The organism is Luteimonas sp. AC640a, assembly GCF_979256585.1.
Window position 1 is genome coordinate 1 of sequence record NZ_CEEDOV010000008.1, and the last position, 25515, is coordinate 25515.

The 25515-nt window shown below is 66.5% G+C and carries 23 protein-coding genes; 4 read left to right on the forward strand and 19 right to left on the reverse strand.

Translation table 11 applies throughout. The features are described 5' to 3' along the window. Positions 1 to 363: 363 nt before the first annotated feature. The 3 genes from ACZ9YD_RS08375 to ACZ9YD_RS08385 form a co-directional block, all read right to left on the reverse strand. Positions 364 to 798 carry a response regulator gene (locus tag ACZ9YD_RS08375; protein ID WP_159681218.1) on the reverse strand — a complete coding sequence of 145 codons (435 nt, stop codon included), beginning with the start codon at positions 796 to 798 and terminating at the stop codon, positions 364 to 366. Next, entirely contained in the window at positions 795 to 1862 is a 1068-nt protein-coding gene (locus tag ACZ9YD_RS08380) for a sensor histidine kinase (protein ID WP_465074715.1), read from the reverse strand. Before ACZ9YD_RS08380 ends, ACZ9YD_RS08375 begins: the two co-directional genes overlap by 4 nt. An 81-nt stretch (positions 1863 to 1943) precedes the next feature. Next, complete coding sequence (locus ACZ9YD_RS08385) at positions 1944 to 3038, reverse strand: PA0069 family radical SAM protein (protein ID WP_465074716.1); 1095 nt, start codon at positions 3036 to 3038, stop codon at positions 1944 to 1946. A gap of 197 nt (positions 3039 to 3235) precedes the next feature. Between ACZ9YD_RS08385 and ACZ9YD_RS08390 the strand changes: the two genes are divergently transcribed. Then, on the forward strand, positions 3236 to 4555 hold the full coding sequence (locus ACZ9YD_RS08390) for a sigma-54 interaction domain-containing protein (RefSeq protein WP_465074717.1): 1320 nt from the start codon (positions 3236 to 3238) through the stop codon (positions 4553 to 4555). Positions 4556 to 4749: 194 nt separating this feature from the next. On the opposite strand, the gene ACZ9YD_RS08395 is transcribed toward ACZ9YD_RS08390, so the two are convergent. From ACZ9YD_RS08395 to ACZ9YD_RS08420, 6 genes are all read right to left on the reverse strand, one after another. Continuing rightward, positions 4750 to 6060: a transporter family protein gene (locus tag ACZ9YD_RS08395; protein ID WP_465074784.1), complete on the reverse strand. Its 1311-nt coding sequence runs from the start codon at positions 6058 to 6060 to the stop codon at positions 4750 to 4752. 115 nt (positions 6061 to 6175) lie between these two features. Continuing rightward, entirely contained in the window at positions 6176 to 6937 is a 762-nt protein-coding gene (locus ACZ9YD_RS08400; RefSeq protein ID WP_465074719.1) for a hypothetical protein, read from the reverse strand. 13 nt (positions 6938 to 6950) lie between these two features. Beyond that, a complete protein-coding gene (locus ACZ9YD_RS08405; RefSeq protein WP_465074720.1) occupies positions 6951 to 7646 on the reverse strand; it encodes a C39 family peptidase in 696 nt (231 codons plus the stop codon). Between the two features lie 183 nt (positions 7647 to 7829). After that, the gene (locus ACZ9YD_RS08410) at positions 7830 to 9404 is read right to left on the reverse strand and encodes an adhesin (protein ID WP_465074721.1); all 1575 of its coding nucleotides are present in this window, start codon (positions 9402 to 9404) and stop codon (positions 7830 to 7832) included. A 53-nt stretch (positions 9405 to 9457) separates the two neighbouring features. Next, positions 9458 to 10075 (reverse strand): hypothetical protein, encoded by a 618-nt coding sequence (locus tag ACZ9YD_RS08415; protein WP_465074785.1) that lies wholly within the window; start codon positions 10073 to 10075, stop codon positions 9458 to 9460. Continuing rightward, a complete protein-coding gene (locus ACZ9YD_RS08420; RefSeq protein ID WP_465074722.1) occupies positions 10075 to 10596 on the reverse strand; it encodes a hypothetical protein in 522 nt (173 codons plus the stop codon). The genes ACZ9YD_RS08415 and ACZ9YD_RS08420 overlap by 1 nt, the downstream gene beginning before the upstream one ends. 299 nt (positions 10597 to 10895) lie before the next feature. Between ACZ9YD_RS08420 and cls the strand changes: the two genes are divergently transcribed. The 3 genes from cls to ACZ9YD_RS08435 all read left to right on the forward strand — a co-directional run bounded on the left by cls (position 10896) and on the right by ACZ9YD_RS08435 (position 13744). Beyond that, positions 10896 to 12338, forward strand: a complete 1443-nt coding sequence (cls, locus tag ACZ9YD_RS08425) for a cardiolipin synthase (RefSeq protein ID WP_465074723.1) — start codon at positions 10896 to 10898, stop codon at positions 12336 to 12338. Positions 12339 to 12707: 369 nt separating this feature from the next. After that, positions 12708 to 12989, forward strand: a complete 282-nt coding sequence (locus tag ACZ9YD_RS08430) for a hypothetical protein (RefSeq protein ID WP_465074724.1) — start codon at positions 12708 to 12710, stop codon at positions 12987 to 12989. After that, a complete protein-coding gene (locus ACZ9YD_RS08435) occupies positions 12986 to 13744 on the forward strand; it encodes a pyridoxine 5'-phosphate synthase (RefSeq protein ID WP_465074725.1) in 759 nt (252 codons plus the stop codon). The genes ACZ9YD_RS08430 and ACZ9YD_RS08435 overlap by 4 nt, the downstream gene beginning before the upstream one ends. Positions 13745 to 14012: 268 nt before the next feature. On the opposite strand, the gene ACZ9YD_RS08440 is transcribed toward ACZ9YD_RS08435, so the two are convergent. The 10 genes from ACZ9YD_RS08440 to dnaA all read right to left on the reverse strand — a co-directional run bounded on the left by ACZ9YD_RS08440 (position 14013) and on the right by dnaA (position 25403). Further along, positions 14013 to 14423, reverse strand: a complete 411-nt coding sequence (locus tag ACZ9YD_RS08440) for an ExbD/TolR family protein (protein ID WP_465074726.1) — start codon at positions 14421 to 14423, stop codon at positions 14013 to 14015. A gap of 15 nt (positions 14424 to 14438) precedes the next feature. Beyond that, a complete protein-coding gene (locus ACZ9YD_RS08445; RefSeq protein ID WP_465074727.1) occupies positions 14439 to 14861 on the reverse strand; it encodes an ExbD/TolR family protein in 423 nt (140 codons plus the stop codon). Between the two features lie 37 nt (positions 14862 to 14898). Then, positions 14899 to 15648, reverse strand: coding sequence for a MotA/TolQ/ExbB proton channel family protein (locus ACZ9YD_RS08450; RefSeq protein WP_159681206.1), 750 nt, complete (start codon positions 15646 to 15648; stop codon positions 14899 to 14901). A gap of 100 nt (positions 15649 to 15748) precedes the next feature. Continuing rightward, a complete protein-coding gene (locus tag ACZ9YD_RS08455; RefSeq protein ID WP_465074728.1) occupies positions 15749 to 16414 on the reverse strand; it encodes an energy transducer TonB in 666 nt (221 codons plus the stop codon). 135 nt (positions 16415 to 16549) lie between these two features. Beyond that, on the reverse strand, positions 16550 to 17785 hold the full coding sequence (locus ACZ9YD_RS08460; RefSeq protein ID WP_465074729.1) for a tetratricopeptide repeat protein: 1236 nt from the start codon (positions 17783 to 17785) through the stop codon (positions 16550 to 16552). Positions 17786 to 17894: 109 nt separating this feature from the next. After that, positions 17895 to 18704, reverse strand: a complete 810-nt coding sequence (locus ACZ9YD_RS08465) for a M48 family metallopeptidase (protein WP_465074730.1) — start codon at positions 18702 to 18704, stop codon at positions 17895 to 17897. A gap of 107 nt (positions 18705 to 18811) precedes the next feature. Beyond that, positions 18812 to 21250, reverse strand: a complete 2439-nt coding sequence (gene gyrB / locus ACZ9YD_RS08470) for a DNA topoisomerase (ATP-hydrolyzing) subunit B (protein ID WP_465074731.1) — start codon at positions 21248 to 21250, stop codon at positions 18812 to 18814. Between the two features lie 224 nt (positions 21251 to 21474). Further along, positions 21475 to 22572 carry a DNA replication/repair protein RecF gene (recF, locus tag ACZ9YD_RS08475; RefSeq protein WP_465074733.1) on the reverse strand — a complete coding sequence of 366 codons (1098 nt, stop codon included), beginning with the start codon at positions 22570 to 22572 and terminating at the stop codon, positions 21475 to 21477. Positions 22573 to 22710: 138 nt separating this feature from the next. Further along, entirely contained in the window at positions 22711 to 23811 is a 1101-nt protein-coding gene (gene dnaN, locus ACZ9YD_RS08480) for a DNA polymerase III subunit beta (RefSeq protein ID WP_465074734.1), read from the reverse strand. A 254-nt stretch (positions 23812 to 24065) separates the two neighbouring features. Further along, on the reverse strand, positions 24066 to 25403 hold the full coding sequence (gene dnaA, locus ACZ9YD_RS08485; protein WP_465074735.1) for a chromosomal replication initiator protein DnaA: 1338 nt from the start codon (positions 25401 to 25403) through the stop codon (positions 24066 to 24068). Positions 25404 to 25515: the final 112 nt, after the last annotated feature.

The window sequence follows — 25515 nt, forward strand, 5'->3', positions numbered from 1 at the left end:
CCGCGCTGTCGCGCGGCTTACTTTTGTCTTGGCAAAAGTAAGCAAAACCGTCTTCGCCGGACGCGATCCGCCGCGATGAAGCCGCGGCGGTCCCCTGCGCTTCTCAGACGACGGGGCACGCAGCCCAAACTCGCTACGCTCAGACATGGGCTGCTCTTCGACCCCGTCGTCCTGCGATGCTCGGCTCGCTTTACGGCTCGATTGAGATCAAGAGCCAACGCAAAGCCGAAGCAAAAGCCAAGGCGAAAAGCGGTAGCACCTCTATTCCTGGATCTAAGCCCAACGCGGCGCACGGAGCAGACGCTAGACCCGCGCCTTATATGAAACCGACCGCCTCAAAGGCCGAAACCCCAGAACCCACCATCACCCCCGCGGATGATTCAACACCAGCCAATACAGCCCGATCTGCTTCACCACCTCGACGAACTTCTTGAAGTCCACCGGCTTGCGGATGTAGCTGTTGACGCCCAGCGCGTAGCTGGCTTCGACGTCGAAGGGCTCGGTGCTGGTGGTCAGCACGACGACCGGCAGACCGCGGGTCGCGGGGTTCGCGCGCAGGGCCTGCAGCACTTCGCGGCCGTCGAGCTTGGGCAGGTTGAGATCGAGCAGCACGATCGACGGCAGGTCGGCCGCATCGCGCGCGGCGTACTTGCCTTGGGCGAACAGGTAGTCGAGCGCTTCGGCGCCGTCGCCGACCACGACCAGCTGGCTGTCGATGGCGGCCTCGGCGAAGGCGATGCGGGTCAGCTCGGCGTCGTCGGGGTTGTCCTCGATCAACAGGATCGTGTGGTCGCTCATGGCGCGGCTGCGTCCTCGTCCGGCACCGCCGGCAGTTCGATGAAAAAGGTGGTGCCGGCGTCCGGTTCCGATTCCACGCGGATGTGTCCGCCCTGCGCACGCGCCAGTTGCTGGGCGATGGCGAGGCCGAGGCCATGTCCGGCCCCGTCGTCGGCGCTGTGCAAGCGCCTGAAAGGCACGAACAGTCGTTCAGCATAGCGCATGTCGAAACCGCGGCCGGCGTCGCGCAGGCGCAGCTGCAGGCGGTCGCCGATGCGTTCGCCGTCGAGGTCGATGCGCACCGTGTCGCGCAGCGCCGAGAACTTCCAGGCGTTGTGCAGCAGCTTGCCGAGGAGTTGCTTGAGCGCGTGTTCGTCACCCCAGGCCCAGAGGTCCGGCGCGATGTGGATCTCGGCGGCGCGCCCCGGATCGGCGTCCTGCAGCTCGGCGCAGATCCAGTCGCCGAGCAGGCTGACATCGACGGCGGCGGCCGCGCGGGGCGGGCGCGAGGCGCGCATGGTTTCGAGCAGGGCATCGATCAGGCCGCCGGCGTGGCCGGACGCGTGCTGGATGCGCTGCAGATGGTCGCGGGCGGTCTGGGGATCGGCGCCAGCGTCCTGGGCGAGCAGACGGCGCGCGAACTGTTCGATCGCGCGCACCGGCGCGCGCAACTCGTGCGAGATACCAAAGGCCAGCGTCTCCTGCTGGGCTTCCAGCATCTTCAGTGCGGTGTCGTCGTGCAGCTGCAACAGCGCGGTGCCGTCGGCCAGCGGGCGCAGGGTCAATCGCAGATGGCGGCCGGTCGCGTCATCGGGAACGGCGACATCGCGCAGGGTCTCATCGGCAACCGGCAGCTGGGCCAGCGCGGCATCGATGCGCGCGGCAAGGGCCGGCAGGTGCTCGCGATGGGCGGCGTGGCCGACCAGCGCAGCGGGCGCCACGCCCACGAGATCACCCAGCGCCGCATTCGCACGCAGCCAAGTCCCGTCCGCCGCGAGCACGGCGAGGCCGTTGGGCAACTGGTCGATCAGGTCCGCGGAGGCGCCGGCTTCGGCGGCGTTCCGCAATGGCGCGGCATCGGACATTGCGACGGGTCGTCTGACGGGGACCGCGCAGTGTAGGAGACGCCCACGTCGATGCGGGGTGCAGACCGGGTGAATGCCCCGTTAGAACAGTTCGCCCTGTGGTGTCTGCGGGCGCAGTGGGACGAACAGGTCTGTCCGCAGCGGCGGCAAACGCGCGAACCCCAGGCTGCGCCGCGCCCGGGCGAAGCGCGCGGCGATCAGGTCGGCGAACGGGCCTTTTCCACGCATGCGATGGCCGAAGGTGCTGTCGTAGTCGCGGCCGCCGTGCAGCTGCTGCAGCAGACTCATGACGTGGGCGGCGCGCTCGGGGTAATGCAACTCCAGCCATTCCCGCCACACCGCCTTGAGCTCGTTCGGCAGACGCAGCAGCACATAACCGGCACTGCCGGCGCCGGCCTCACGCGCCGCGCCGAGGATCGCTTCCAGCTCGTGATCGGTGATCGCCGGCACGACCGGCGCGACCAGCACACCGACCGGCACGCCGGCCTCGTGCAGCGTGCGTATCGCCCGCAGCCGCGCGTGCGGGGCCGCCGCGCGCGGTTCCATTCGGGCCGAGAGGCGGTTGTCGAGCGAGGTCACCGAAAAGTGCACCGTGACCAGGCCGTCGGCCGCCATCGGCGCCAGCAGGTCGAGATCGCGGACGACGTTGGCGCTCTTGGTCACGATGCTGAAGGGATGCCGGGCCTCGGCCATGACCTCGATCAGCGCGCGCGTCAGCCCGTAGCGGCGTTCGATCGGCTGGTAGCCGTCGGTGTTGATGCCCAGCGCGATCGGCGAGCAGACATAGCCGGGGCGGGCGAACTCCGCGCGCAGGCGCTCGGCGGCGTTGGTCTTGGCGAACAGCCGGGTCTCGAAGTCCAGCCCCGGCGACAGATCCAGATAGGCATGGGAGGGCCGGGCGAAGCAGTAGACGCAGCCGTGTTCGCAGCCGCGATACGGATTGACCGACTGCGAGAAGCTGATATCGGGCGAGGTGTTGCGGCTGACGATGCTGCGCGCGCGCTCCTCGGTGACGACGGTCGCCGGCGAGATCGCGTCGTCCTGCAGGCTTTGCAGCGCGTCCCAGCCGTCGTCCTCGGCGATCGCAGATCGCTTTTCGAAACGGCCGGCGACCCACGACGCACTGCCGCGGCCTTTCAGGGCGACGGAAACGGGGGGCGGCGCGCGAGAGCTCATGCGGGCAGTGTCGCCGGTGCCCGTCTCAACCCCTGCGACCCGGGCCCACGTGAATACGCGTGCGATGTCTGTCCGCCCCCGGACGCTCCCGGCGTTGGACGGACTGACACTCGGGGCATCGAATGGAGAGGGGGCATGTCTAACCGTTTCGCGCCGGCGTTGGCCGGTCCGTCCGCACGGCTGCGCGGGGCTGCGCCATGGCATCGATGACGGCGCCGCGCGTGCAACGCTGCGCGGTCTGGTTCGGCACCCCGGGCCCTCGCGAAGAGGCCGTGTTCGCGGCCAGCGGTTGGCACCTGCGCGTGGCCTGTCCGGAAGTCAGCGTCCAGGTCGGCATGCGTGGCGGCGATCAGGTGATCGCGATCGTCGACCTGCGCGGCGCCGATGCGGTGCGCCTGGCCACATTCGAACGGATTCTCGCCGAGCACGCCGACCTGCCGAGCCTGGCGCTGGTCGACGACACCGTCGATGCGAGCGATCCCGTTTGCCTGCGCGTGCTGGCACGCTGTGGTGGACACCTGCCGCAGCCGCTCGATCCGCAGCGCCTCGATGCCGCGCTCGCCACCTTGTTGACCAGCCCGCGGCGCGATATCGCCAGCGTCGGTGGCGAGAGCGCGGTGATGCTCGGCGTGCGCGCCCTGCTGCATCGTTATGCCGACGTCGAACTGCCGGTGCTGATCACCGGCGAGTCCGGCACCGGCAAGGAACTCGCGGCGCATGCGCTGCACGATCTGTCCGGCCGGCGCGCGCGTCCGTTCGTGGCGATGAACTGCGGCGCGATCTCGCCGACACTGGTGCAGTCGGAACTGTTCGGCCACGAACGCGGCGCGTTCACCGGCGCGGCGACGCGGCGCATGGGTCTGTTCGAATCGGCCGATGGCGGCACCGTGTTTCTCGACGAGATCGGCGATCTCCCGCTCGATGCGCAGACCAATCTGCTGCGGGTGCTGCAGGAAGGCACGATCGAACGCGTCGGCAGCAATCACGCGATCCGCGTCGACGTGCGCGTGCTCGCGGCGACCCATGTGGATCTGGAAGCGGCGATCGCCGCCGGCCGCTTCCGCCAGGATCTGTACTACCGCCTCGATGTGCTGCGTCTGCAGTTGCCACCACTGCGTGCGCGCGGCGCCGATGTCGAACTGCTCGCGCGCCAGTTCCTCGATGAATTCCGCGCGGGTCACTCCGTGCAGGCGCGCGGCTTCAGCGCGGCCGCGCGGCAATGTCTGCGTCAGCATGCGTGGCCGGGCAATGTGCGCGAACTGCTCAACCGCGTGCGTCGCGCCGCAGTGGTCGCCGAGCACGCGCTGATCGAACCGGCGGACCTGCAACTCGGTGCGAACGCGCAGGTGGTCGCACTCGATCATCATCGCGACCGCACCGAACACGACGCCTTGGTCGACGCGCTGCGCGCGACCGGCTGCAACGTCAGCGCCAGTGCGCGTCGGCTCAGCGTGTCGCGCGTGACGATCTACCGGCTGTGCCGCAAGCACGGCGTGTCGCTCGAGGCGTTCCGCTGACGCATGGCGATGCGTGAGACCGAACCGCAGGATGGGTAGCGCGCAGCAACGCCCATGGCGTGGTCCGCGATATCGACGCATACGCCCGATAACGCGCATGGCTTCGATCGATTCGCCGGAGACCTGATCGCGCATGGACGATGGGTTTCGCTGTGCTCTACCCATCCTACGAAGCGGGCCGCGAAGCGCGCGCCCTACAGCGAGTAGGGCACCTTCACCGTCAGATTGAAATCCGGCGCATCCGGCGTCAGGCCGATGCCGAGTACGCCGACGAAGGTCGCGTTCGGGGTCATCGCATGGGTCACGCCGAGGCTCATCGTCGCGGCATTCGCATCGCTGCCGATCAGCTTCATCCAATCGGCGCCCTCGTAGCGCGTGCGCGCACGGGCGTTGAGGCGATCGCTGAAGGAGATGCTCAGGCTGGTGCGTTCGTTGAACGCGAACGCGACGCCGGCGCCGAAGTAGAACGCATCACCCAGCTCGACCCGGCCGGGATTCGTCGTGTCCGGATTGTTGTCGAGATCGCCGAAGTCCTTGCCGAACGAACGCACGTAACCGATGTTGCCGAACAGGATCGCCGGATCGGTGGTCTTGACCGCCGACAGGCCCACGGTCGCCTGCCACAGGCCGTTGCCGGTGGGTTGTTCCTCGGGCACCGCGAAGCGGATGAAGTTGTCGGAGTCGCGTTCGAGCACGCGCCACGGAATGCCGTAGGGCTCGCGGCCAGTCGGTGCGGTGACGCCGACATTGAGCACGGTCTCCGGCCAGGGTCCGCGTTCGCCGAACAGTTTCCAGTTCGCGCTCGCGCTGATGTCGCCCAGGCCGTGGCCGTCGGTTTCTTCCTGTGCGATTGCCGCCGCAGCACCACCGGCGCCGCCCTTCTGATAGACGGTCTTGCGCGCGATGTAGGGCACGTCGAGGTTCAAGCTCAGGCGCGGGCTGACGCCCCAGCGCGCAGCGAAGTTGTAGTTCACCGTGTCGGACTCGACGTTCTCGATCGCGATGTTGCCGAGGAAGATCGCATCCAGCGCGAGGAAGCCGTTGAGCGTGACCTGCTTGCGGTCGTAGCGGTTGTAGCTGATGCCGTTCTCGAGCGTGAGCCGGCGATTGAACAGCGCGGTGCTCTGCTGTTTGACGTCGGCGACGCTGCGCGAGTCGGTGTCCTGGGCGCGCTGCGCATCTTCGGCGGTACTGGCATAGCCTTCGTCGCCGCGCGACGCCGGCGCCGCGGCCGCGTTGGCCGGCAACGGTGGCGGACTGGTCGATGGCATCGACGACACCGGCGCAGGCGCGCCCGGCTGCGCCGCCATCTGCGGCGCGTCACGCGGTGCGATAGCCGGTGCCACGCCTGCGACGCGCGCCTGCAGCGCCTGGATCTGCATGTCCAGTTCGCGCAGCCGGCGCACTTCCTGCGCGTAGTCCTGCTTCAGCGACTGCAGCGCCTGCAGCAACTGCTGCATGCGCGCACGGTCCTCGGCGGTGATCTGCCCGGCGTCCTGCGCCATGCTGATCGACGGGCACAGCAGTGCCAGTCCCAGCGCGATGGCCAATGGCCGTCGCGCGCGTGTCGGTGTCGATTTCAAGGTGCCCCTCCCGCATCGACGCGTATGTGTGCCTGCCTCAGATGCCGCCGGCACGTGTCATGCCGATGGCCTGGATCAGGTTCTGGTGGATGGTCTGGCTGGACGGCACCGACTGGCGCACGAGATCCAGCTGCAACTGGTTGCCGACCGCCTGGCCATTGCCGGCGAGCTGGATGCTCTGGCCGAACGAACGTGCATCGATCCATTGCTCGGCGGCGCCCTGACCGGCCACCTGCAGCAGGATCCGCGCGCCGCCGTCCTCGAGCGACGCCCGCGCATGCGCACCGTTGAGGGTCATGTCGGCGACCGTCGTGCTGCCGGTGTTCGCAGCCGCGACGGGCACCTCGCCATCGCGCACCTGCAGCGACATGCCGTTGCGCGCGATATTGCCGTCGCCGGCGACCTGCACGCTCTGCACCAGTCCGCCAACATTGGAGAGGCCGGATGCATCCACTTCACCAGTGCCCGCAGCCGCAGCCAGTGCCGGCGTCTGCTCGGTGATGGTGACGCTGGGCTGGAAGCTGACTTCCGGCTTCGCGCCGCGCAGATCGAAGCCCAGCTTCACCGCGCTCTGTATCGATTGGCCGGCGCTGGTAACCCAGTTCGACACCATGGTCACGCCGAACCAGGCGACGCGGTTGTCGCCGACGATATAGCGGCCGCGCATTGCGCCGAGTTCGCTGTCGGGAATCTCGCGCAGGCCGCTGGCGTGCGTCGATGTCGTGTCGTCGCTGGACCACGCCGGCGCGACGCTCGCGCCCAGGGCGATGGCCACCAGCCATGTCGTGTAGTTGCGCATCTCATGTCTCCTGTCAGAACAGGTCCGCGTGGCTGAAGCCGAAATCCAGCAGCTCGGCATCGGTCACCGGACCCTGACGCGCGAACAACCGCTTCGCGCTCGGGCGCTCGACCGGCTGCAGCAGCGCGGTCGAACGGTCGAAGTCACTTCCTATGACGATAAAAATGGCCCGCGACGGCCACGACTCGAGAAACTCGGCCATCGGCACACTGCGGTTGCCGAGGATCGGGTCGGCGACTTCCGCGTACTCGCCGCTGATCTGCTTGAGCACCACGAAGTGGCGGAAGCCGCGCACGTCCATCAGCACCAGGCCCGGCACACGCAAGGCGCGCAGCCGATCTTCCTCGATGCGATACCCGCGGCCGCGCATGCCCAGCGATTCCACGTAGCGCTTGATGTCCAGCAGCGAGAAGCCGCGTGCCTGCACGGTCTCCGGATCGGCCAGGCCCATCATCCCTTCGATGACGGTCGCTTCTTCGACATCCAGCCGGTAGGCGAACTTGAGCACCGTCGCGAGTGCGGCGGCGCCGCAGCTGTAGTCGGTGTGCTGGCGCACGATGTTGCGGTAACGCGCCTCGCGCATGCTCTCCACGTTGACCGGCATCACCGCGCCATTGGGCAGGATGCCCTGGAAGGCCACGTCGGCCGCCCGCACGGGGCTGGCCAGCGCGAGCAAGACCACTGCGATGCCGGAAAGACTGCGGATCATTGCGTTGACTCCTGATGCGCATTGCGCGCATCGCGTGTCTTCCATTGCCGGACCTGACACCAGCCTCCGGCAATGGAAGCCACGACCTTCGAAAGGAAGGCCCCGCGCCACGGGGCATGTGGCGCGGGGCTTCCGGGAGAAGCCCGGTCTGGGGGCAGACCGGGCGTCACACCTCGTGGGCGCTTACTCGCCGCCACCACCGCCCGGAGGCGGGGCCGCTGCGCCCGGCTGCGCGACCGCCATCGACAGGCTGTTGGCCTGCAGATTGCCGGTACCCGCCGCCACGTTCACACCGATGTTGCCCGAGGCCGCGCTGAAGGCGCTGCCCGACAGGCTGGCATCGTTGGTCGCCGCGACCGCGACCCAGCGCGACGTGGTGACCGTGCCGCTGAGCGCCGCGTCGAGCTCGGTGTAGCCCAGCTCGATGAAGGCCAGGTCGCCCGACTCGGTGCCCTCGTAGGCGCCTTCCGAATCCGTATCGAACGCCAGGCCGCCCACGCCCGGACGACCCGGATTCTGGACCGCACCCTGGCTGTCGGTATCGAAGTCCGCATGGCCGATCACCGGGCCGTTCGGGTGGTTCTCGCCCTCCCACATGTCGGCGTAGAAGTTCGACTGCTGATAGGCGTTGCCGGTCGACTCGGTGGAGCCGCTGGTGCTGCCCTCGTAACCGCCGTACCCCACCGCCACCGATCCGCCGCTCATCGTGCCGCTGAGCGACACGTTGACCGTATCGGTGAAGCGCTCGTAGCTGCCGGCGTTCGACGTCATGTTGCCCGACGAGGCCTGGTTGGAACTGACGCTGGCCTGCGCATAGGCGGCGGTGGCGACTGAAGCGGCCATCGCATTCTTCTGCGCGTTGTTGTTGCCCGAGGCGATGTTGACGCCGATGTTGCCGGTCGCCGCCGAGAACGCGTTGCCGCCGATGCTGGCGTCGTTGGTGACACCATGGTTCATCGTCATGTTCTGCGAGCCGGACTGGTTCACGAACACTTCGGCATCGGCGAGACCGAACGCGAAACCGGCATCGGCGGCCGACAGCGCCGCGGCGTTGTCCTGCACGTTGTTGTCGCCGGCGGCGACGTTGAACAGCAGGTTGCCCGAGGCTTCCGAACCTACGTCGTCGGCGATGCCGGCGGTGTTCTCGAGCACCTTGTTCAGACCCGTGTTGCCGCTGACCGACTGACGGTTGTCGACGACGGCGATCGCGGCCGAGTCCAGATCGATGTTGCCGGTGATGGTCGGGTCGCCGCTGAAGGCGATGTCCGAGCTCAGCGACAGATCCTTCTCGAGATTCACCGACACGCCGTGTTCGTTGCGCTCGCGACGCACGTCGGAGCTCACGTTCTCGGTGCGGTCGATGTTCTCGTAGACCTGGTTGGTGCGGATGCGATGGGCCTCGTCGAGGCTCTGGTCGACCTGCTGGTTGACCTCGCGATTGAACGCATCGTTGACGCTGATGTCGTAGGACTCGGTGAGGCTGCGATCGACGGTCTCGGTCAGGCTCTGGTCGACCGACTGGTTGACGGTCTGGGTCCAGTCCTGGGTCTGGTTGACCGTGGTGTTGACCTCGGTATTGGTGTTGGTGATGTTGGTTTCGTAATTGCGCGTGTCGTCGACGTTGGTCTCGTAGTTGCGCGTGTCGTCGATGGTGATGTCGTAATCGACGATCTGCCAGTCGACGCTCTGGGCCTGTGCCGCGCCCACCGCGGCTGCGCTGACGGCAATCGCCAGCAGTGTGGTCTTGATGGTCTTCATGTCTGTGATCTCTCTCTCGTCTGCTCTCGTGGAGTTCCCGTTGAAGTGCCCGGTCACGGCCCCGCCTGGATCGACATCGCCAGCGTGTTGCCGGTGTCGTTCCCGGATCCCGCGACCTGGTTGAGCTGCAACACACCTTCGAAGCCCTGCAGCGCAGTGGACTCGACGGACGCCACGCGACGATTCGATGTCGCGCCCCCGTGTTCGAAACCGTGCTGTTGCCCCGCCGACGCGAACGCCGCCGACAACGAACCGTCGTCGTCGGTTTCGCGTATGCCCTGTTGCGCCAGTGCGAGCGACACCGCGTTGAACGACGCGTTGCCGGCCCCACTGGCCTGATTGATCGATGCGATGCCCGACGCGCCCGCGAGCGTGTTGCCGGCGATGACGGCCGTGGCCGTATCGGGCGATGTGGCGAAGTCGCGACGGCGCGACTGGCGCGCGTCGACATCGGCGATCGCATGCGTGCCGACCGCGATCGCACGCAGGTTCGCCTGCTGGTTGAGATCGCCGGCGGCGACGTTGATCGCGATCGCGCCGGACGCGCCGGTGAACGCGTTGCCGTCGACGCGCGACTGCGTGAGGTAGCCGAGCATCGCCGGGTAATCGTCCGCGGCGATCACGGGCGCGGCGGCGAGCAGGCCCAGCGCGAGGCAGGTGGCGATACGGATCACGGCCCGCCTCCATTCGCCGGCTGGGCGAAGGGCATCTGCGACAGCGCGCCGGTGATCTGGCTGCCGATGCCGCGGGTTGCGCCAGTGACCATGCCCGAGACGCCGCCGGTGGTGGCGCCCAGCGTGCCGGCGCCCTGGATGCCGCTGGCATCGCGTGCATTCGCGCCGCCGCCGAGCGTGCCGGTCAGCGCGCGCGTTACCGGCGCGGCGATGCCGCCGTCGCCGCGCATCGCGCCCTGTACCTGGTTGCCGGTGTCGAGCGCGAGGAAGTCGGCGTCGCTCAGTTCGCCGCCGGGCAGCGACGGCATCAGCTGCCTGTTTGGTGTCGGGTCGACGATCAGGCCGATGCCCGGGGGCGCCTGGCGCACCGCGTGGCGAGCGCTGACGTCGCGCAGCAACACCATCTCGCCGTGCGTCGGCTGCACGCCAGCGCGCGCGCCTGCGGCCTGCGCCGTGCCGGCGGCCAATGCGAGGCACGGCAGCAGCAGGATCAGGCCCGTCTGGATTGGATGGCGCATCGTCGGCTCCCCGGTTCTTCAGCGAGGGAGTCAACGCAGAGCGCGTGCCAAGTCTTTTTATCCTTTCGGATCAATCGCTTGGAATTATCTGTAAGGATTTGTGCAGTGCCCGGCGTCGCCACTTGTTACAGGTGGATCGACCATTGAGCGCCTCGAACCGCGCCACGACGCGGCTGCGCGGGTGTCACAGGGATGCGACACCCGGATGTGACAGGTGACAGTGCTCCGGCGTTGCGCGTTTTTGCATGGGGCGCCGCTACCCTGTGCGCGGCGCGATCGGCGCCGTCGTCGAGTCCTCCATGTCCGCACCCTTGCAGCGCGCCTGGGAGTCGTTCGCGACCATGCCGCATCTCGTGACGCTGCTGACTGTCGGCTGGGTGCTGTATCTGCTGGTGCTGGGCATGTGGATCGTGCTGCAGAAGCGAGAGCCGGTCGCCACGCTGAGCTGGCTGCTGGGCCTCGCGCTGCTGCCGTATATCGGCTTTCTGATCTATCACGTGTTCGGGCCGCAGAAGATCCACCGCAATCGACTACGCCGCAGCCACAGTCGCGCCTCGATACGGAGTAACCAGATCGAGGCGGAGCAGGGCGAAGCTGCCGAACTCGTACGACTGGGACAGGCGACGACCGGGCTGCCGGCGACCTCCTCGGCCGAAGTCGACCTGCTGGTCGATGGGGCTGCGAAGTACACCGCGCTGCTCGCCGACATCGCGCGCGCCGAACATCACGTGCATCTCGAGTACTACATCTACGAACCCGACACGACCGGCGCCGCGCTGCGCGATGCACTGGTGGAACGCGCGCGCGTGGGTGTCCACGTACGGGTGCTGCTCGACTTCGTCGGCTCCAAAGCCTCGCGGAAGTTCTTTGCGCCACTGATCGATGCCGGCGGCGAACTTGCGTGGTTCCACCCGATGCGCTTTGGTCGCATCTGGCAGCGGCCCTGGACCAACCTGCGCACGCATCGCAAGATCGTCGTCATCGATGGCCGCATCGGCTACACCGGCGGCATGAACATCACCGACGAGCAGGACGAACGCCTGCGCAAGGACGCCTACCGCGATCTGCACATGCGTCTGGTCGGCAAGTCTGTGCGCGTGCTGCAGCTGGTATTCGCCGAGGACTGGGCCTATGCCACCGGCCGGCGGGATTTTCTCGCCGACGTCGAACGGCAGACGCCGCCCGCCGACGCCGGACCGATCCGCACCCAGGTGCTGACCTCGGGCCCGGACTCCAACTGGGAAGCGATCCACCGCGCGCACGTCGGCGCGATCCACGCCGCGAAGCACCGTGTGTGGATGACCACGCCGTACTTCGTGCCCGGCGAGGCCGCGATGATGGCGCTGACCTCGGCCGCACTCGCCGGTCTCGACGTGCGCCTGCTGGTGCCGCAGACCAGTGACTCGACACTGGTGACGCTGGCCGCGCGTTCCTATTTCGGCCAGCTGCTGGTCGCCGGCGTGAAGATCTACGAGTACCGCTCGCGCCTGCTGCACAGCAAGACGCTGCTGGTCGACGACCATCTCGCGTTGATCGGCAGCGCCAACTTCGATCACCGCAGCTTCCGGCTCAATTTCGAAGTGTCGGTCCTGTTCGATGACGCCGGTATGGCAGCCTCGCTGGCGCACTATATCGAGCGCGAATTCGCGAATGCCCCGCGCGTGCAGCGCGGTCGCCATCGTCCGCTGCTGTCGGCGCGTCTGCCCGAAGCCCTCGCGCGGCTGTGTTCGCCGTTGCTGTAGGCGCGCCCTGCGGGCGATCAGAGTGCCATCACATTTCGCAGAATGGTCGGGCGCCGGTGAGGTCCACCTCGGCCTCTCCCACTGACACGGCTCGGAGACGCAAAGACGCTTGCATCCTGCCTGTTTCGCCAGGTCCGGGACCGTGAGCCACGTATTTGCAGTTCGCGCGCACCCACCCATCTGGGTGTCGCTGACGCGCTCATCAAACACCCATCCTGTCGTTGCTCAGCGTGTCCGTGGAACACCGCTGCGATGCAGGACCGCCGCTTGTCGCGCCCGTGCCACGTTCGTCGTGGCGCCGGCGCCTCGGGGCTGGTTCCGGCCAACGACTGGTTTAGACTCGCGGACACGTCAGGCGGAGCCCGTCCCATGCCCTGGTTGTTCCTGTTGCTCGCGCTCGGCGCGGTCGTCATCGCGTTCACCACAACGTCGGTCCCGCTCGCGGCGATCGCGCTGGTGTTGTCGCTCGTGTTCGTGGTGATCGGTGTGCTCGGCCTGCTGGCCCAACGCGTCGGCAACCAGAGCCGCAGCGAAGCGATGATGGTCGACCCGGCGGAGCTGCGTCGTCTGCGCGAGCAGGCCGATGCCCGCCGCGCGGCCGCGACGTCGTCGGTCGACGATCCGGCCCGCACGCCACCCGCCGGTCCGTGACCCGGCTCAGCGTCAACGTCAACAAGATCGCGGTGCTGCGCAATTCGCGCGGCGGTCGCGATCCCGATGTCGTGCGCGCGGCGCGTGCCTGTCTCGACGCCGGCGCGCACGGCATCACTGTGCATCCGCGGCCCGATGCCCGGCATATTCGCGCCGACGACGTGCGTGCACTGGCGAAACTGACGGCAGAGCGCGGTGTCGAGTTCAACATCGAGGGCAACCCGTTCGCGCCACCGCGCGAGGGCTATCCGGGGCTGCTCGCCCTATGCGAAGAAACACGTCCGGCGCAGGTCACCCTGGTGCCCGACGGCGATGCACAACTGACATCCGATCACGGCTTCGACTTCGCGCGCGAGCGCGACGCGTTGATTCCGGTGGTCGCAGCCTTCCGCGATCTCGGGTGTCGTGTCAGCCTGTTCGCCAACGCCGGTGCCGACATCGAATCGGCATGCGCCACCGGTGCCGATCGCATCGAGCTCTATACCGGTCCGTGGGCCGAGGCCTTCGATGCGGGGGCGCCGGAGATCGCACTGCCCGCATTCGTGGTCACTGCGCAGCAGGCCCGCGCCGCCGGACTCGGCGTCAATGCCGGACATGATCTGAGCCAGGCCAATCTCGGTACGTTCCTCGCCGCCCTTGGCGGTATCGACGAAGTGTCGATCGGTCATGCGCTGATCGGGGAGGCGCTGTACGACGGCCTGGAAACGACGGTGTGTCGCTATCTGGCGATCACCGGCACCGCTGCTGGCGTGTGATCCGCGCGTTGCGATCGCAGGCGTTCGATCGGACGCCTGACTGCACCGGATAGCAGCTGCATCCGTCGCTATCAAATCCGCGCCGCACTCTTCACGCACGACGGACCGCGGTACACATCGATGCGCGCAGGACGCACGCGGCAGGCTTTGCATCGACATACCGCCCAGTTTCTGAAACGCATAAAAAAACGCCGCCCGAAGGCGGCGTTCAAATCACTGCATCGATCACCGGCGCGTGCTGCAGGCCCGCACCGGTGCTGACTGCATCTTACTGGCGCACGAAGCCGATCTTCTGCATCTGCGCGTTCTTCGCTTCCGCCAACACCTTGGCCAGCACGCCGTAATCGGCGTCGCCATTGGTGTCGATCTCGAGCGTCGGCTGATTGGTCGGGTCACGCTGGACTTCCGACTCCATCATGTTGCGCAGTGCCGAGACTGGCGTCGGGCTGTCGTTCCAGAAGACCTGGCCCGAACCGTCGATGCGCAGCCGGATCGGCTCCGGTGGTTCCACCGGATTCTCCGGCGGCGTCGTCGAACGCTGCGGGAGATCGATGTCGATTGGATAGGAAGCCTTCGGCGCCGTCACCATGAAGATGATCAGCAGCACCAACATCACGTCGCAGAGCGGAATGATGTTGATGTCGGCCATCGGGCCTTCGCCACCGGATGAAAATGCCATGCGTGTTGCTCCGGTTTACCTGTTTTCGACCGTCGCGATGAAGCCGACCTTGCGCATGCCCTGGGCCTGCGCAGTGTTGACCACATCGTTGATCGTCCGGTACTTCGTCGTCGAGTCGCCGCGGATGTTGACCGGCGGCTGCGGCGTCTTCTGGGCCTCGACCGAGAAAGCGCTCTCCAGCAGCTGGAGCGTCACCGGCTCGTCGTTGAGGTAGATGTCACCGGTTTCGGTGACCGCTACCGTCAGCGGCGTCGGACCTGGTGCATTTTCCGGCCGCTCGTCGAGGTTAGCTTCCGGCAACTCGACCTGCACCTTGTGCGCCATCAGGGGTGCCGTGACCATGAAGATGATCAGCAGCACCAGCATGACGTCGACAAGCGGGACGATGTTGATCGTGGCGTTGACCTTGTCGTTGCCACCACCTGAGCTGAAAGCCATATCTGAACTCCGTTGTCGCTACTGACGTGCGCGCTTCTTAGACCTTGGCCGGAGCCGGCGTCTCGCCGACGCGCGAACCGGTGGCGAAGAAGTCGTGCAGGTCGTGCGCGAAGGTGTCGAGCTTGTTGTTCGTACCGCGGTTCAGACGGACGAAGAAGTTGTAGCCAAGCACGGCCGGGATTGCGACGCCCAGACCGATCGCGGTCATGATCAGCGCCTCGCCGACGGGACCTGCCACTGCGCCGATGTCGGCCTGGCCGCTGGCACCGATGCGGATCAGGGCGCGATAGATGCCCCACACCGTACCGAGCAGACCCACGAACGGGGCGGTTGCACCAACGGTCGCGAGCACGGTCAGACCGTCTTCGAGCTTCAGCGATTCGCGAGTCACGGCCTGACGCAGGGCGCGATCAACGAATTCCGAACGGTTCAGCGACTCGACCAGACGCGAGCCTTCATGACGCTGGTGATGCGCGGCGGCCTGTGCGGCGTCGAGGGCGACCTTCGAGAAGGGCTCGCTCTTCGGCTGCTCTTCCATGAAGCGGATCGCATCCTGCGCGTTCGAGGTTTCCCAGAACGTGTTGATCACGCGATCGGTGCTGCCCTTGAGGCGCGCAGCCTTGATGGCGTTGAAAATGATCCAGAAGATCGACATGGCCGACATCACGATCAGAACGATGAGCACGGTCCAGTTGACCGCGTCCATGTGCTCGATCATGTCAGCGAAGCCCATCGACTCCAGACCGGCAGCGTTGGACACAGCGGCGTTGGTGGTTTCCTGCAGCATGACGCTTACCTTCTAGATGTAGTGGTTTGAAGAGTGCAACGTTGACGCGTAAGTGTCGACGTCCCGAAGAACGCCGGTGTATCGGATACAGCGGAATCGATCAACCGAGGTTGAAGTCAACCGGGACGCGGACGCGACCTGCAGCCGGCTGGCCATTCGACATGGCCGGTGCGAAGGACCACTTGCGTGCGGCTTCGATCGCGGCGCGGTCGAGGTCACGGTTGCGGCTGGACTTCTCGACCGACACGTTGGTGACGTTGCCATTCGCATCGACGTCGATCACCAGGATCACCGTGCCCTCGATCTGTGCGCGGGCGGCGGCAGGCGGGTAGCGCGGCGGATTCATGTTCTTCGACGAGATGTCGACGCTGGCGCCGATGTCGGCGGACGGCGCGGGCGGCGACGGCGGTGCCGGCGGCGGCGCGGGCGTATCCATCGGCGACGGATCGTCGAACACGACCGGCGGCGCTTCCGGCGGCGGCGGCACCGGCGTCGGACGCGGCGGTGTCAGTTCCTTGATCGGCGTCGGCTTCGGCGGTTCCGGCGGCGGCGGCGGCGGCGGGGGAGGCGGCGGCGGCGGTTCGATGATCACGACACGCGTCGCCGCTTCTTCCTGCGCTGCAGCGTTCGGCGGATTGACGGGCGCGAGCAGCAGCATGATCGCAGCGGCGTGGAACGCGACCACCATCGTGAAGCCGGCGATGCGGCCCCAGTTCAGGCCCTCGTCTTCGTCGTTCCTGTCGGTCGTCGTCGAGCGTTGCGTCATGCGGAGAACTCTGGTGAGGCCGGGGTCGAAACCCCGGTGGAAAAGTTGAACTGCCGACCTGTTCGGGCGGCAGGAACCCTAAAGCTTATACCAATCCAAGTGGCCAGTACCATCGATAATTCCGGCAACTTTTTTTTAACGGCCCGAAATGATGCGCTCTGCGTCGGTGTTGGATTTCAGGCCTTTTGCAATCGCCTGACGTGCCGCTTCCTTCGCTTCGTCCGCACGTCCTTCCTGATGCAGCACGCGCGCGAGATTGAGGTAGGTGTCGCCATTCTCGGCAAGCGGTGCAGCCTTGCGCCACGCAGCAATCGCGGGCTCGATCTGCTCACTGAAATAGTTGGCCTGACCGAGCGCCGCCATCGTGCGGTAATCCTCCTTGAGGATGTTCTTCTGCAGGCCCTCGTTGATCACGGCGATCGCTTCGCGTTCTTTGTTTTCGCTGTTGAGGTACAGCGCGTAGAGGTTGCGATACTCGCTCTCTTCGGTGAGCTGACCCGCTGCGCGCAAACGCTCGAATACTTCGATCGCCTTGTCGTTCTGGTCGGTCTGCAGATACGACACAGCGAGATTGACCTGCGAACGCTTGTCGTCCGGCGTCGCCTGCGCGACCTGCTCGGCGAGACGCGTGGCCTCGGCGCTATTGCCCGATTCGGCGTACGACGCCATCAGGATCTGCGACCACTGCGGATCGACTTCGCCGCCCGCATCGACCAACGGCTTGAGCGTCGCGATCGCCTCCGGATACCGCTCCAGGCGATACAGCAGATTGCCCCTGAGTGCCTGGTCCTTGGCCTCGGTCGAACCCGACTCGCTGATGTAGCGGTCGAGCGACACGAGCGCCTGGTCGTACTTGTCTTCCTGCGCCTGCAGCTGCGCGACGATCAGCATCGCCTGGAAGTGATTGTTGTTGTCGAGGCCGCCGGTTTCGATCGCCTGGTTGAGATAGGCGATCGCGCGATCGTTGTCTTCGTTGAGTAGCAGCTGACCCGCGATGAGACCCGCTATCGACTTGTCATAGGTGTTGGCGGCCTCGTTGGCGAGGATCTCGTCGGCGATCGGGAGTCCTGCGGCTGCGTCGGACGCGTTGCTCGCTTCCGACAACGCGTTGAGCTGCTTGACCAGACGCTCGCTGGCTGCGACACCGGGCTCCTGTCGGCTGCTGTTGGGATACAGCGCCTCGGCCTTCTGCGGCGCCTGACGCGAGCTGCGGCGTTCGCTGCGCTCCGAGCTGCGCGAAGACCGGTCGGCGCGGCTGCTGCGATCGCTCCCTTCGTCCTGCGCAAACGCCAGCGTCGGCGCGGCGAATGCCAGCAAGGCGGTGGTCAGGGCAGCGGCGAGCGCCTGCTGGGACATACGGGACTTCGACATGGAGCACCTCGATTGGCTGGTGGCCCGCGGTGCGCCGGGGCCGGAGTCTGGGGACGGCGATTATCGCCCGATGGTGGCGGATCTACGTGCAGGCGCGGGTGAAACGCGCTCAACCGCAGCGCGGACGCTTGCCTGCAGCCTGGGCCTGCTCGAAGGTCGGCACGAGGCTGGCGGCGCGCGTCTGCAGTTCGCTGATGCGGTTCTCGGGATTGGGATGCGTCGACAGCCACTGCGGCTGGCTGCTGCCGCCACTGGCCGCGATCATGTTCTGCCAGAGCCCGACCGCCGCGCGCGGATCGAAGCCCGCCTTGGCCATCAGGTCCTGACCGACGACGTCGGCTTCGGTTTCCTGGGTGCGCGTGCCGGGCAACAGGAACGTCGTCTGCAGCGCCGCGCCGCCGAGCTGGTTCGCCGACTGCTGCGCCCCTTCGCCGTAGCGTGAGCCCAGCGCGGCGCCGGCGACGCCGAGCAGACCCTGCGCGCCCATCTGGCGGGTGATGCGCTCGTCGTGATGGTTTGCGTAGACGTGACCGATCTCGTGGGCGATTACCGCGGCCAGCTGATCCTGATTCTGCGCGACCTTCAGGATGCCGGTGTGCACGCCCACCTTGCCGCCGGGCAGCGCGAACGCATTCGGGTTGTCGTCGACGAAGACGACCGATTCCCAGTTGAGCTGCTGCCAGTTGGACGGCAGTTCGCGCACGATGTCCGTGACAATGCAGCGCACATAGGCCTGCTGCTTCGCATCGGGCGAGGCCCGCATCTGGGTCTTGGTTTCGGCGAACGCCTGCTCGCCCATCTGGTTGAGTTGCGCGGCGGTCACGGCGCCGACGTACTGGGTACGGCCGGTCGGGGACGTGGTGGTCGCACAGCCGGCAAGCAGCACAGCTGCAGCGAGCGCCGCAATAGGCGTTTTCATGACGAGACTCCCCTGTTCAAGAACCCACGTTTTAAAACGTCGTGGATTAACGCGCCGTCAACCGCAGCCCCCATACGGGGGCGCACGGCGTATCGCAATCCGACGGATCAAACGTCGAGATTGGCGACCTTGAGCGCATTGTCGTCGATGAATGCGCGGCGTGGCTCGACGACATCGCCCATCAGCGTGCTGAAGATTTCGTCCGCGGCGACGGCGTCTTCGATCCGCACCTGCAGCAGGCGGCGGGTTTCCGGATTCACCGTGGTGTCCCAGAGCTGCTCGGGGTTCATTTCGCCCAGACCCTTGAAGCGCTGGATCTGGCGGCCCCGCTTGGCCTCCTCGAGCAACCAGGCCTGCACGTCGGCGAAGGACTTCACCGGCTGCGCGCGGTTGCCGCGGACGATCTGTGCGCCCTCACGGATCAGGCCATGCAGCTCGCGCGCCGCTTCGCCGATCGTGCGCAGCTCGCCGCTCTCCAGCGTGGCCAGCGGCACCAGCTGGGTGATATCAAGACCCATGTGCTGGCGATCGATGGTCAGCACGGCGCCGCGCGCTTCTGTCGCCGGCTGGATCGCGAACTTGAAGCGCGGACGCCCCAGACCCTTCTGGTTCAGCCGTGCCTCGAGCGCACGCAACGCGGTGTCGATCTCGGCATCGGTGCCGGACGCGATCGGCGCGACATCGAGCAGCAGCTCCATGACGGCCGGATCGTAGCGATGCGCATTGCGGGCGATCGTCTCCTTGGCGGCGGCGAAGGTCAGCAGCAGCTTCTCCAGCGCGGCGCCCTCGATCGCGGGTTCACCCGCGGCCGGCGTCAGCGCTGCACCTTCGACAGCGTTGCCAGCGAGGTAGACGTCGAGCGCGGCGTCGTCCTTGAGGTAGAGCTCGTTCTTGCCCTGCTTGATCTTGTACAGCGGCGGCAGGCCGATGTAGACGTAGCCGCGCTCGATCAGCTCCGGCATCTGCCGGTAGAAGAACGTCAGCAGCAGCGTGCGGATGTGCGATCCGTCCACGTCGGCGTCGGTCATGATGATGATGCGGTGGTAGCGCAGCTTGTCCGGGTTGTACTCGTCCTTGCCGATGCCGGTGCCAAGCGCAGTGATCAGCGTGCCGACCTCGGCACTGGCGAGCATGCGGTCGAAGCGCGCGCGTTCGACGTTGAGGATCTTGCCGCGAAGGGGAAGCACCGCCTGGTTCTTGCGGTTGCGGCCCTGCTTGGCGGAGCCGCCTGCAGAGTCACCCTCGACGATGAAGAGTTCCGACAGCGCCGGATCCTTTTCCTGGCAATCGGCCAGCTTGCCCGGCAGGCCGGCAATGTCGAGCGCACCCTTGCGACGCGTCAGATCGCGGGCCTTGCGGGCGGCCTCGCGAGCGCGCGCGGCGTCGACGATCTTGCCGGCGATCGCGCGCGCTTCGGCCGGGTTCTCGTCGAGGAATTCCTGCAGCCGCTGGCCGAAGGCGCTCTCGACCACCGGACGGACCTCGGAGGACACCAGCTTTTCCTTGGTCTGCGAGGAGAAGCTCGGGTCCGGCACCTTGACCGACAGCACCGCGATCATGCCTTCGCGCATGTCGTCGCCCGACAGTGCCACCTTGGCCTGCTTGGCGATGCCGTTGCGTTCGATGTAGTTGGTCAGCGTGCGCGTCAGCGCGGCGCGGAAGCCGATCAGGTGCGTGCCGCCGTCCTTCTGCGGGATGTTGTTGGTGAAGCAGAACATCGTTTCCTGGTAGGCGTCGGTCCACTGCAGCGCGACGTCGACCGTGATGCCGTTCTGCTCGCCGGTCACCGAAATCACGTTCGGGTGCAGCGGCGTCTTGAGCTGCGCCAGGTGTTCAACGAACGAGCGGATGCCGCCTTCGTACTCGAACAGGTCGCGACGGCCGTCGCCGCGCAGGTCGACGAGGTTGATCTTGACGCCGGAATTCAGGAACGACAGCTCGCGCAGGCGGCGGGCCAGGATGTCGTAGTGGAAGGTGACGTCGGAGAACGTCGCCACGGCCGGCCAGAAGCGCAGCAGCGTGCCGCGTTTGGTGGACGGCTCGCCGCGTTCGACCGGCGACACCGCCTCACCCATCGCGTATTCCTGATGGTGGTGGAAGCCGTCGCGCCAGATGTCGAGGGTGAGCTTCTCGCTGAGCGCGTTGACCACCGAAACACCGACGCCGTGCAGGCCGCCCGAAACCTTGTAGCTGTTGTCGTCGAACTTACCGCCGGCATGCAGCTGGGTCATGATGACCTCGGCCGCCGAGATGCCTTCTTCCTTGTGGATGTCGACCGGAATACCGCGGCCGTTGTCCGACACCGAGACCGAGCCGTCTTCGTGAATGGTCACCACGATATCGTCGGCATGGCCGGCCAGGGCTTCGTCGATCGAGTTGTCGACGACCTCGAACACCATGTGGTGCAGGCCTGTGCCGTCATGCACGTCGCCGATGTACATGCCGGGACGCTTGCGCACGGCCTCGAGGCCACGCAGGACGGTGATTCGGCTGGAATCGTAATCGGAGTTGGCGGTATCGCCGCTGGAGATCGTCTCGTCGCTCATTCGGTTCGCTGTCTGGCCGGGAGCGCGGCGTCCGTGCGCGGCGTCCGGAGCACCGGTCGCACACGGCAGGAATGGGCCGCAAGGGCGGAATTATAGCAGTTCGGGCCCGGTACCCCGACCGGTGTTCCACGTGGAACACCAATGCGGCAGAAGCGTCTTCAAACCTGCTTCGGTGATGTTTCACGTGGAACACGACGCCACACGCTAGATGCTGGATTGAACTCTCAGGCCTGCCGGACGACGCCATGTTCCACGTGGAACGTCGTCACTTCATCGAGCACTGCGTCCGGCCAGTGGTCCGGGCGCTCGGTACCGGTGATCAACACCTGCGCGCCCGCGTCCCGCAGATACGTCAACACCTGTCGCTGATGATGCCGATCAAGTTCGGACGCCAGATCGTCCAGCGCGATCACAGGCCAGCGCCCTTCGAAGCGATCGGCGCAGTCCCGCGCCTGGGCGAGGAGACAGCACAGGGCGGACTGTTTCGCCTGGCCACGCGAGAGCAGTGACTGCTCGGGTCTGCCATCGAAGCGGATCCGCCAGTCGGCACGGTGCGGCCCGACGCTGGTATGGCCCGCAGCGCGATCCCGGTCACGCGCCACCACCAGTGCATCTGCGAGCGACAGCTCGTGCCGGCGCCAACCCGGCAGAAACACCAGCTCCGGAGCACCCAGTGCGGGCGCGACCTGATGCGCAACCGTCTGCAGTGCGCCCTGCAGCCGTTGGAGATAGGCCTCACGTCGGGTGTCGAGCGGAGTCGCCGCATCGGCAAGTTCGTGGTCCCACGCATCCAGCTGCGAGCCGCCGGCGCCTGATTTGAGCAGGGCGTTGCGCTGTCGCAGCGCGCGGGCGTAGCGGCGCCATTGTTGGAGAAAGTCCTGTTCCACGTGGAACAGTCCCCAATCGAGAAACCGTCGGCGCACTTCGCTACTGCCGGAGATCAGCGCGTGGCTTCCGGGCTCGAAGGTCACGACCATCAGCGCGGCGCAGAGATCGCCGAGCTGGGCGACATCCTCGCCGTCGAGGCGGCCGCTCCAGTCCTGTCCAGTGTGGCGCAGGCCGGCGCGACGGATGCGCTCCGGATGCGCGGGATCCTCGCGCCATTCGGCGTAGAGCTCGACCGCCTCGCAGCCGCGTTGCACCAGCCCGTCGCGCACCCGGCCCCGGAAGCTGCGTCCGTAGGCCATCAGATGCAGCCCTTCGAGCACGCTGGTCTTCCCGGCCCCGTTGTCGCCCAGCAGCAGATTCAGGCCCGGACCGGGGCGCAGCGATGCCGGCTGCAAGTTGCGCACTTGGTGGAGGTCGAAGCGGGTGATCTGCACGGAAGTCCTGGGAATGGCGTTTTCTGCGCCTGCCACGGCGGGCGCACTCGTCGGGCTGGAACGGAAGACGCCCGGCAAGCCGGGCGTCGTGTTCCACGTGAAACATGTGTGGGCGACGGGCGCCCAGTCTACCGATCGTCAGAGACGCAGCGGCATCACCACGTGACGGCTGCGCTCGTCGGTCGCCTCGCGCACCAGCGCGGACGAGTTCGCATCGCGCAGCTTCAGGATCACCTGTTCGCCGCGCAATGCCGTCAGCGCGTCCAGCAGATAGTTCACGTTGAAGCCCACCGCGAGATCATCGACCTTGGTGTCGGCCTCGACTTCCTCGTGCGCCTCTTCCTGCTCGGGGTTGTGCGCGTTGATGCGCACGGTGCCCGGCGAGACTTCCAGCCGCACACCGCGGTACTTCTCGTTCGACAGGATCGCCACGCGCTGCAGCGCGGCACGCAGCAGTTCGCGGTCAATCGTGACCTCACGGTCGGCGCCGATCGGAATTACGGCCTCGTAATCGGGGAAGCGGCCGTCGATCAGCTTGCTGGTGAAGGTCACATCGTCGCGCTTGACCCGCAGGTGATTGCGGCCGAGTTCTAGCTCCAGCGTTTTGTCGCCGCCTTCGAGCAGGCGCTGAAGCTCGGTCACGCCCTTGCGCGGCAGGATGATCTGCCGCTTGGTCTGAACCGGCGTCTCGAGCGTCGTCTCGCACAGCGCGAGGCGGTGCCCGTCGGTCGCCACGCAGCGCAGGCGGGTATCGCCGAGATCGAACAGCAGGCCGTTGAGGTAGTACCGGACGTCCTGCTGCGCCATCGCAAACGCAGTGCGCTCGATGAGTTCCTTGAGCGCCGCTTCCGGCACCGCGATCCGGTCAGTGGCTTCGACCTCGTCCACGGAGGGGAAATCGCCGGCCGGCAAGCTCGACAGCGTGAAGCGGCTGCGCCCGGCCTGCACGGTGATTTTCTCGCCGGTCTGTGAGATTACGATCTTGCTGCCATCGGGCAGTGCGCGAACGATGTCGAACAGCTTGCGCGCCGGAATCGTGGTCTCGCCGTCCTGAGAATCCTCGACCGCCCGCCGCGACACCATCTCGACTTCGAGGTCGGTACCGGTCAACGACAGCTGACCGTCCTGGACCTGAACCAGCAGGTTGGCCAGCACGGGCAGGGTCTGACGACGCTCGACGACGTTGACGACCTGGGCCAGCGGCTTGAGCAGTGTTTCGCGTTGGAGACTGAAACGCATGTCGGTGTTATCCCCTTGTCCCGTGCTTTTATAAAAAGGATATAAATCTAAAAATGGTGGTGCTTGGTGCAGCTGAAATCGGTTGGTATCTACTGCAAACCACTGAATCAATTAGCTTTTCAGGACCTCCAAACCCGGTGGACAGTACGGTGTGGAGGGGTGGATCAAGCTGTGGACAACTTTCGACCCCCAAAGTTGTCCACAGGCTCTCCACCTCCGGTCCCCGTGTTGTACAGGGCCCGGTGACGCACAGCTTACTCGCTGAGTTTACGGAGCAGCTTGTCCCAATCCTCGCGCAGTTTGCCGTCGCTTTCGATCAGTGTGCGGATCTGCCGGCAGGCGTGCAGCACAGTGGTGTGGTCGCGGCCGGCAAAGGCCTCGCCGATCTCCGGCAGGCTGTGCTCGGTGAGTTCCTTGGACAGTGCCATCGCGACCTGACGTGGACGCGCCAGTGAGCGTGTACGGCGCTTGGAGAGCAGGTCCTTGATCTGCAGGCCGTAGTAATCGGCCACGACCTTCTGGATGTTGGACATGCTCACCGCCTGCTGCTGGGCGCGCAGCAGGTCTCGCAGCGTCTCCTGGGCGAACTCGACGGTGATCGCCCGACCCATGAAGTTCGCACGCGCAGCCAGCGTGTTGAGCGCGCCTTCGAGGTCGCGCACGTTCGAATGCATTTTCTTGGCCAGCAAAAACGCCACGTCGTCGGGCACTTGGGTCCCGCGTTCTGCGGCCTTGGCCAGCACGATCGCCGCGCGTGTCTCGAAATCCGGCGGATCGATCGCCACCGACAGGCCCCAGGCCAGGCGCGACTTCAGCCGCGGCTCCAGGCCATCCACCTCACGCGGGTAGCGGTCGCAGGTCATGATGATCTGCTGCTTGCTGTCGAACAGCGTATTGAAGGTGTGGAAGAACTCTTCCTGGGTGCGGTCCTTGCCGGCGAAGAACTGAATGTCGTCGATCAGCAGCGCGTCGATCTGGCGAAACTGGCGCTTGAACTGGTCCGAGGTCTTTTCCTGGATCGAGCGGAAGAACGCGCTGTAGAACTCCTCCGAACGCAGGTACAGCACGCGCGCACGCGGATTGGCCTGGCGCATGGCATTGCCGGCGGCGAACATCAGATGGGTCTTGCCCAGTCCTGTGCCGCCGTAGAGCAGCAGCGGGTTATGGGCGCGGTCGCCCGGCTTGAGCGCGGCCTGCCACGCGGCGGCGCGGCCCATCTGGTTGCTGCGGCCCTCGACGAAGTTGTCGAAGGTGTAGTGACTGTCCATGTTGCCGGCGAAGGCTTCGATCGGCGCGGCGGGCTGTGCCCGCGCATCGCTACCCGCGACACCCGTGGCAGCCGGCGGCGGCGCCGCGCGCGGCAGCGACCCGACCTGCAGGCTCACATCCTCGACACCGGCGAAATGCGCCAGCAGCTCGCGGATACGCGGCATGTACCGCGCCTGCACTTCGTCGCGGACGAAGGCATTGGGCGCGTAGAGCACGGTCGAGCGATCGTCGGCGTGGGCCTGCAACGGCTTGAGCCAGGTGTGGACATCCTCGGCCGGAAACTCGGCTTCGAGGCGTTGAAGGCAGCGGGGCCAGGCATCCATCATGCGGCGGAATTCGACAAAAGCGGGCGCCGCCACGCAGGTGCGCGGCAAGGTCGCCGGGGAAGGGCACGCAGACTATCATGTCGCCACCCGCGGCCCGGTCCCGAGCGGC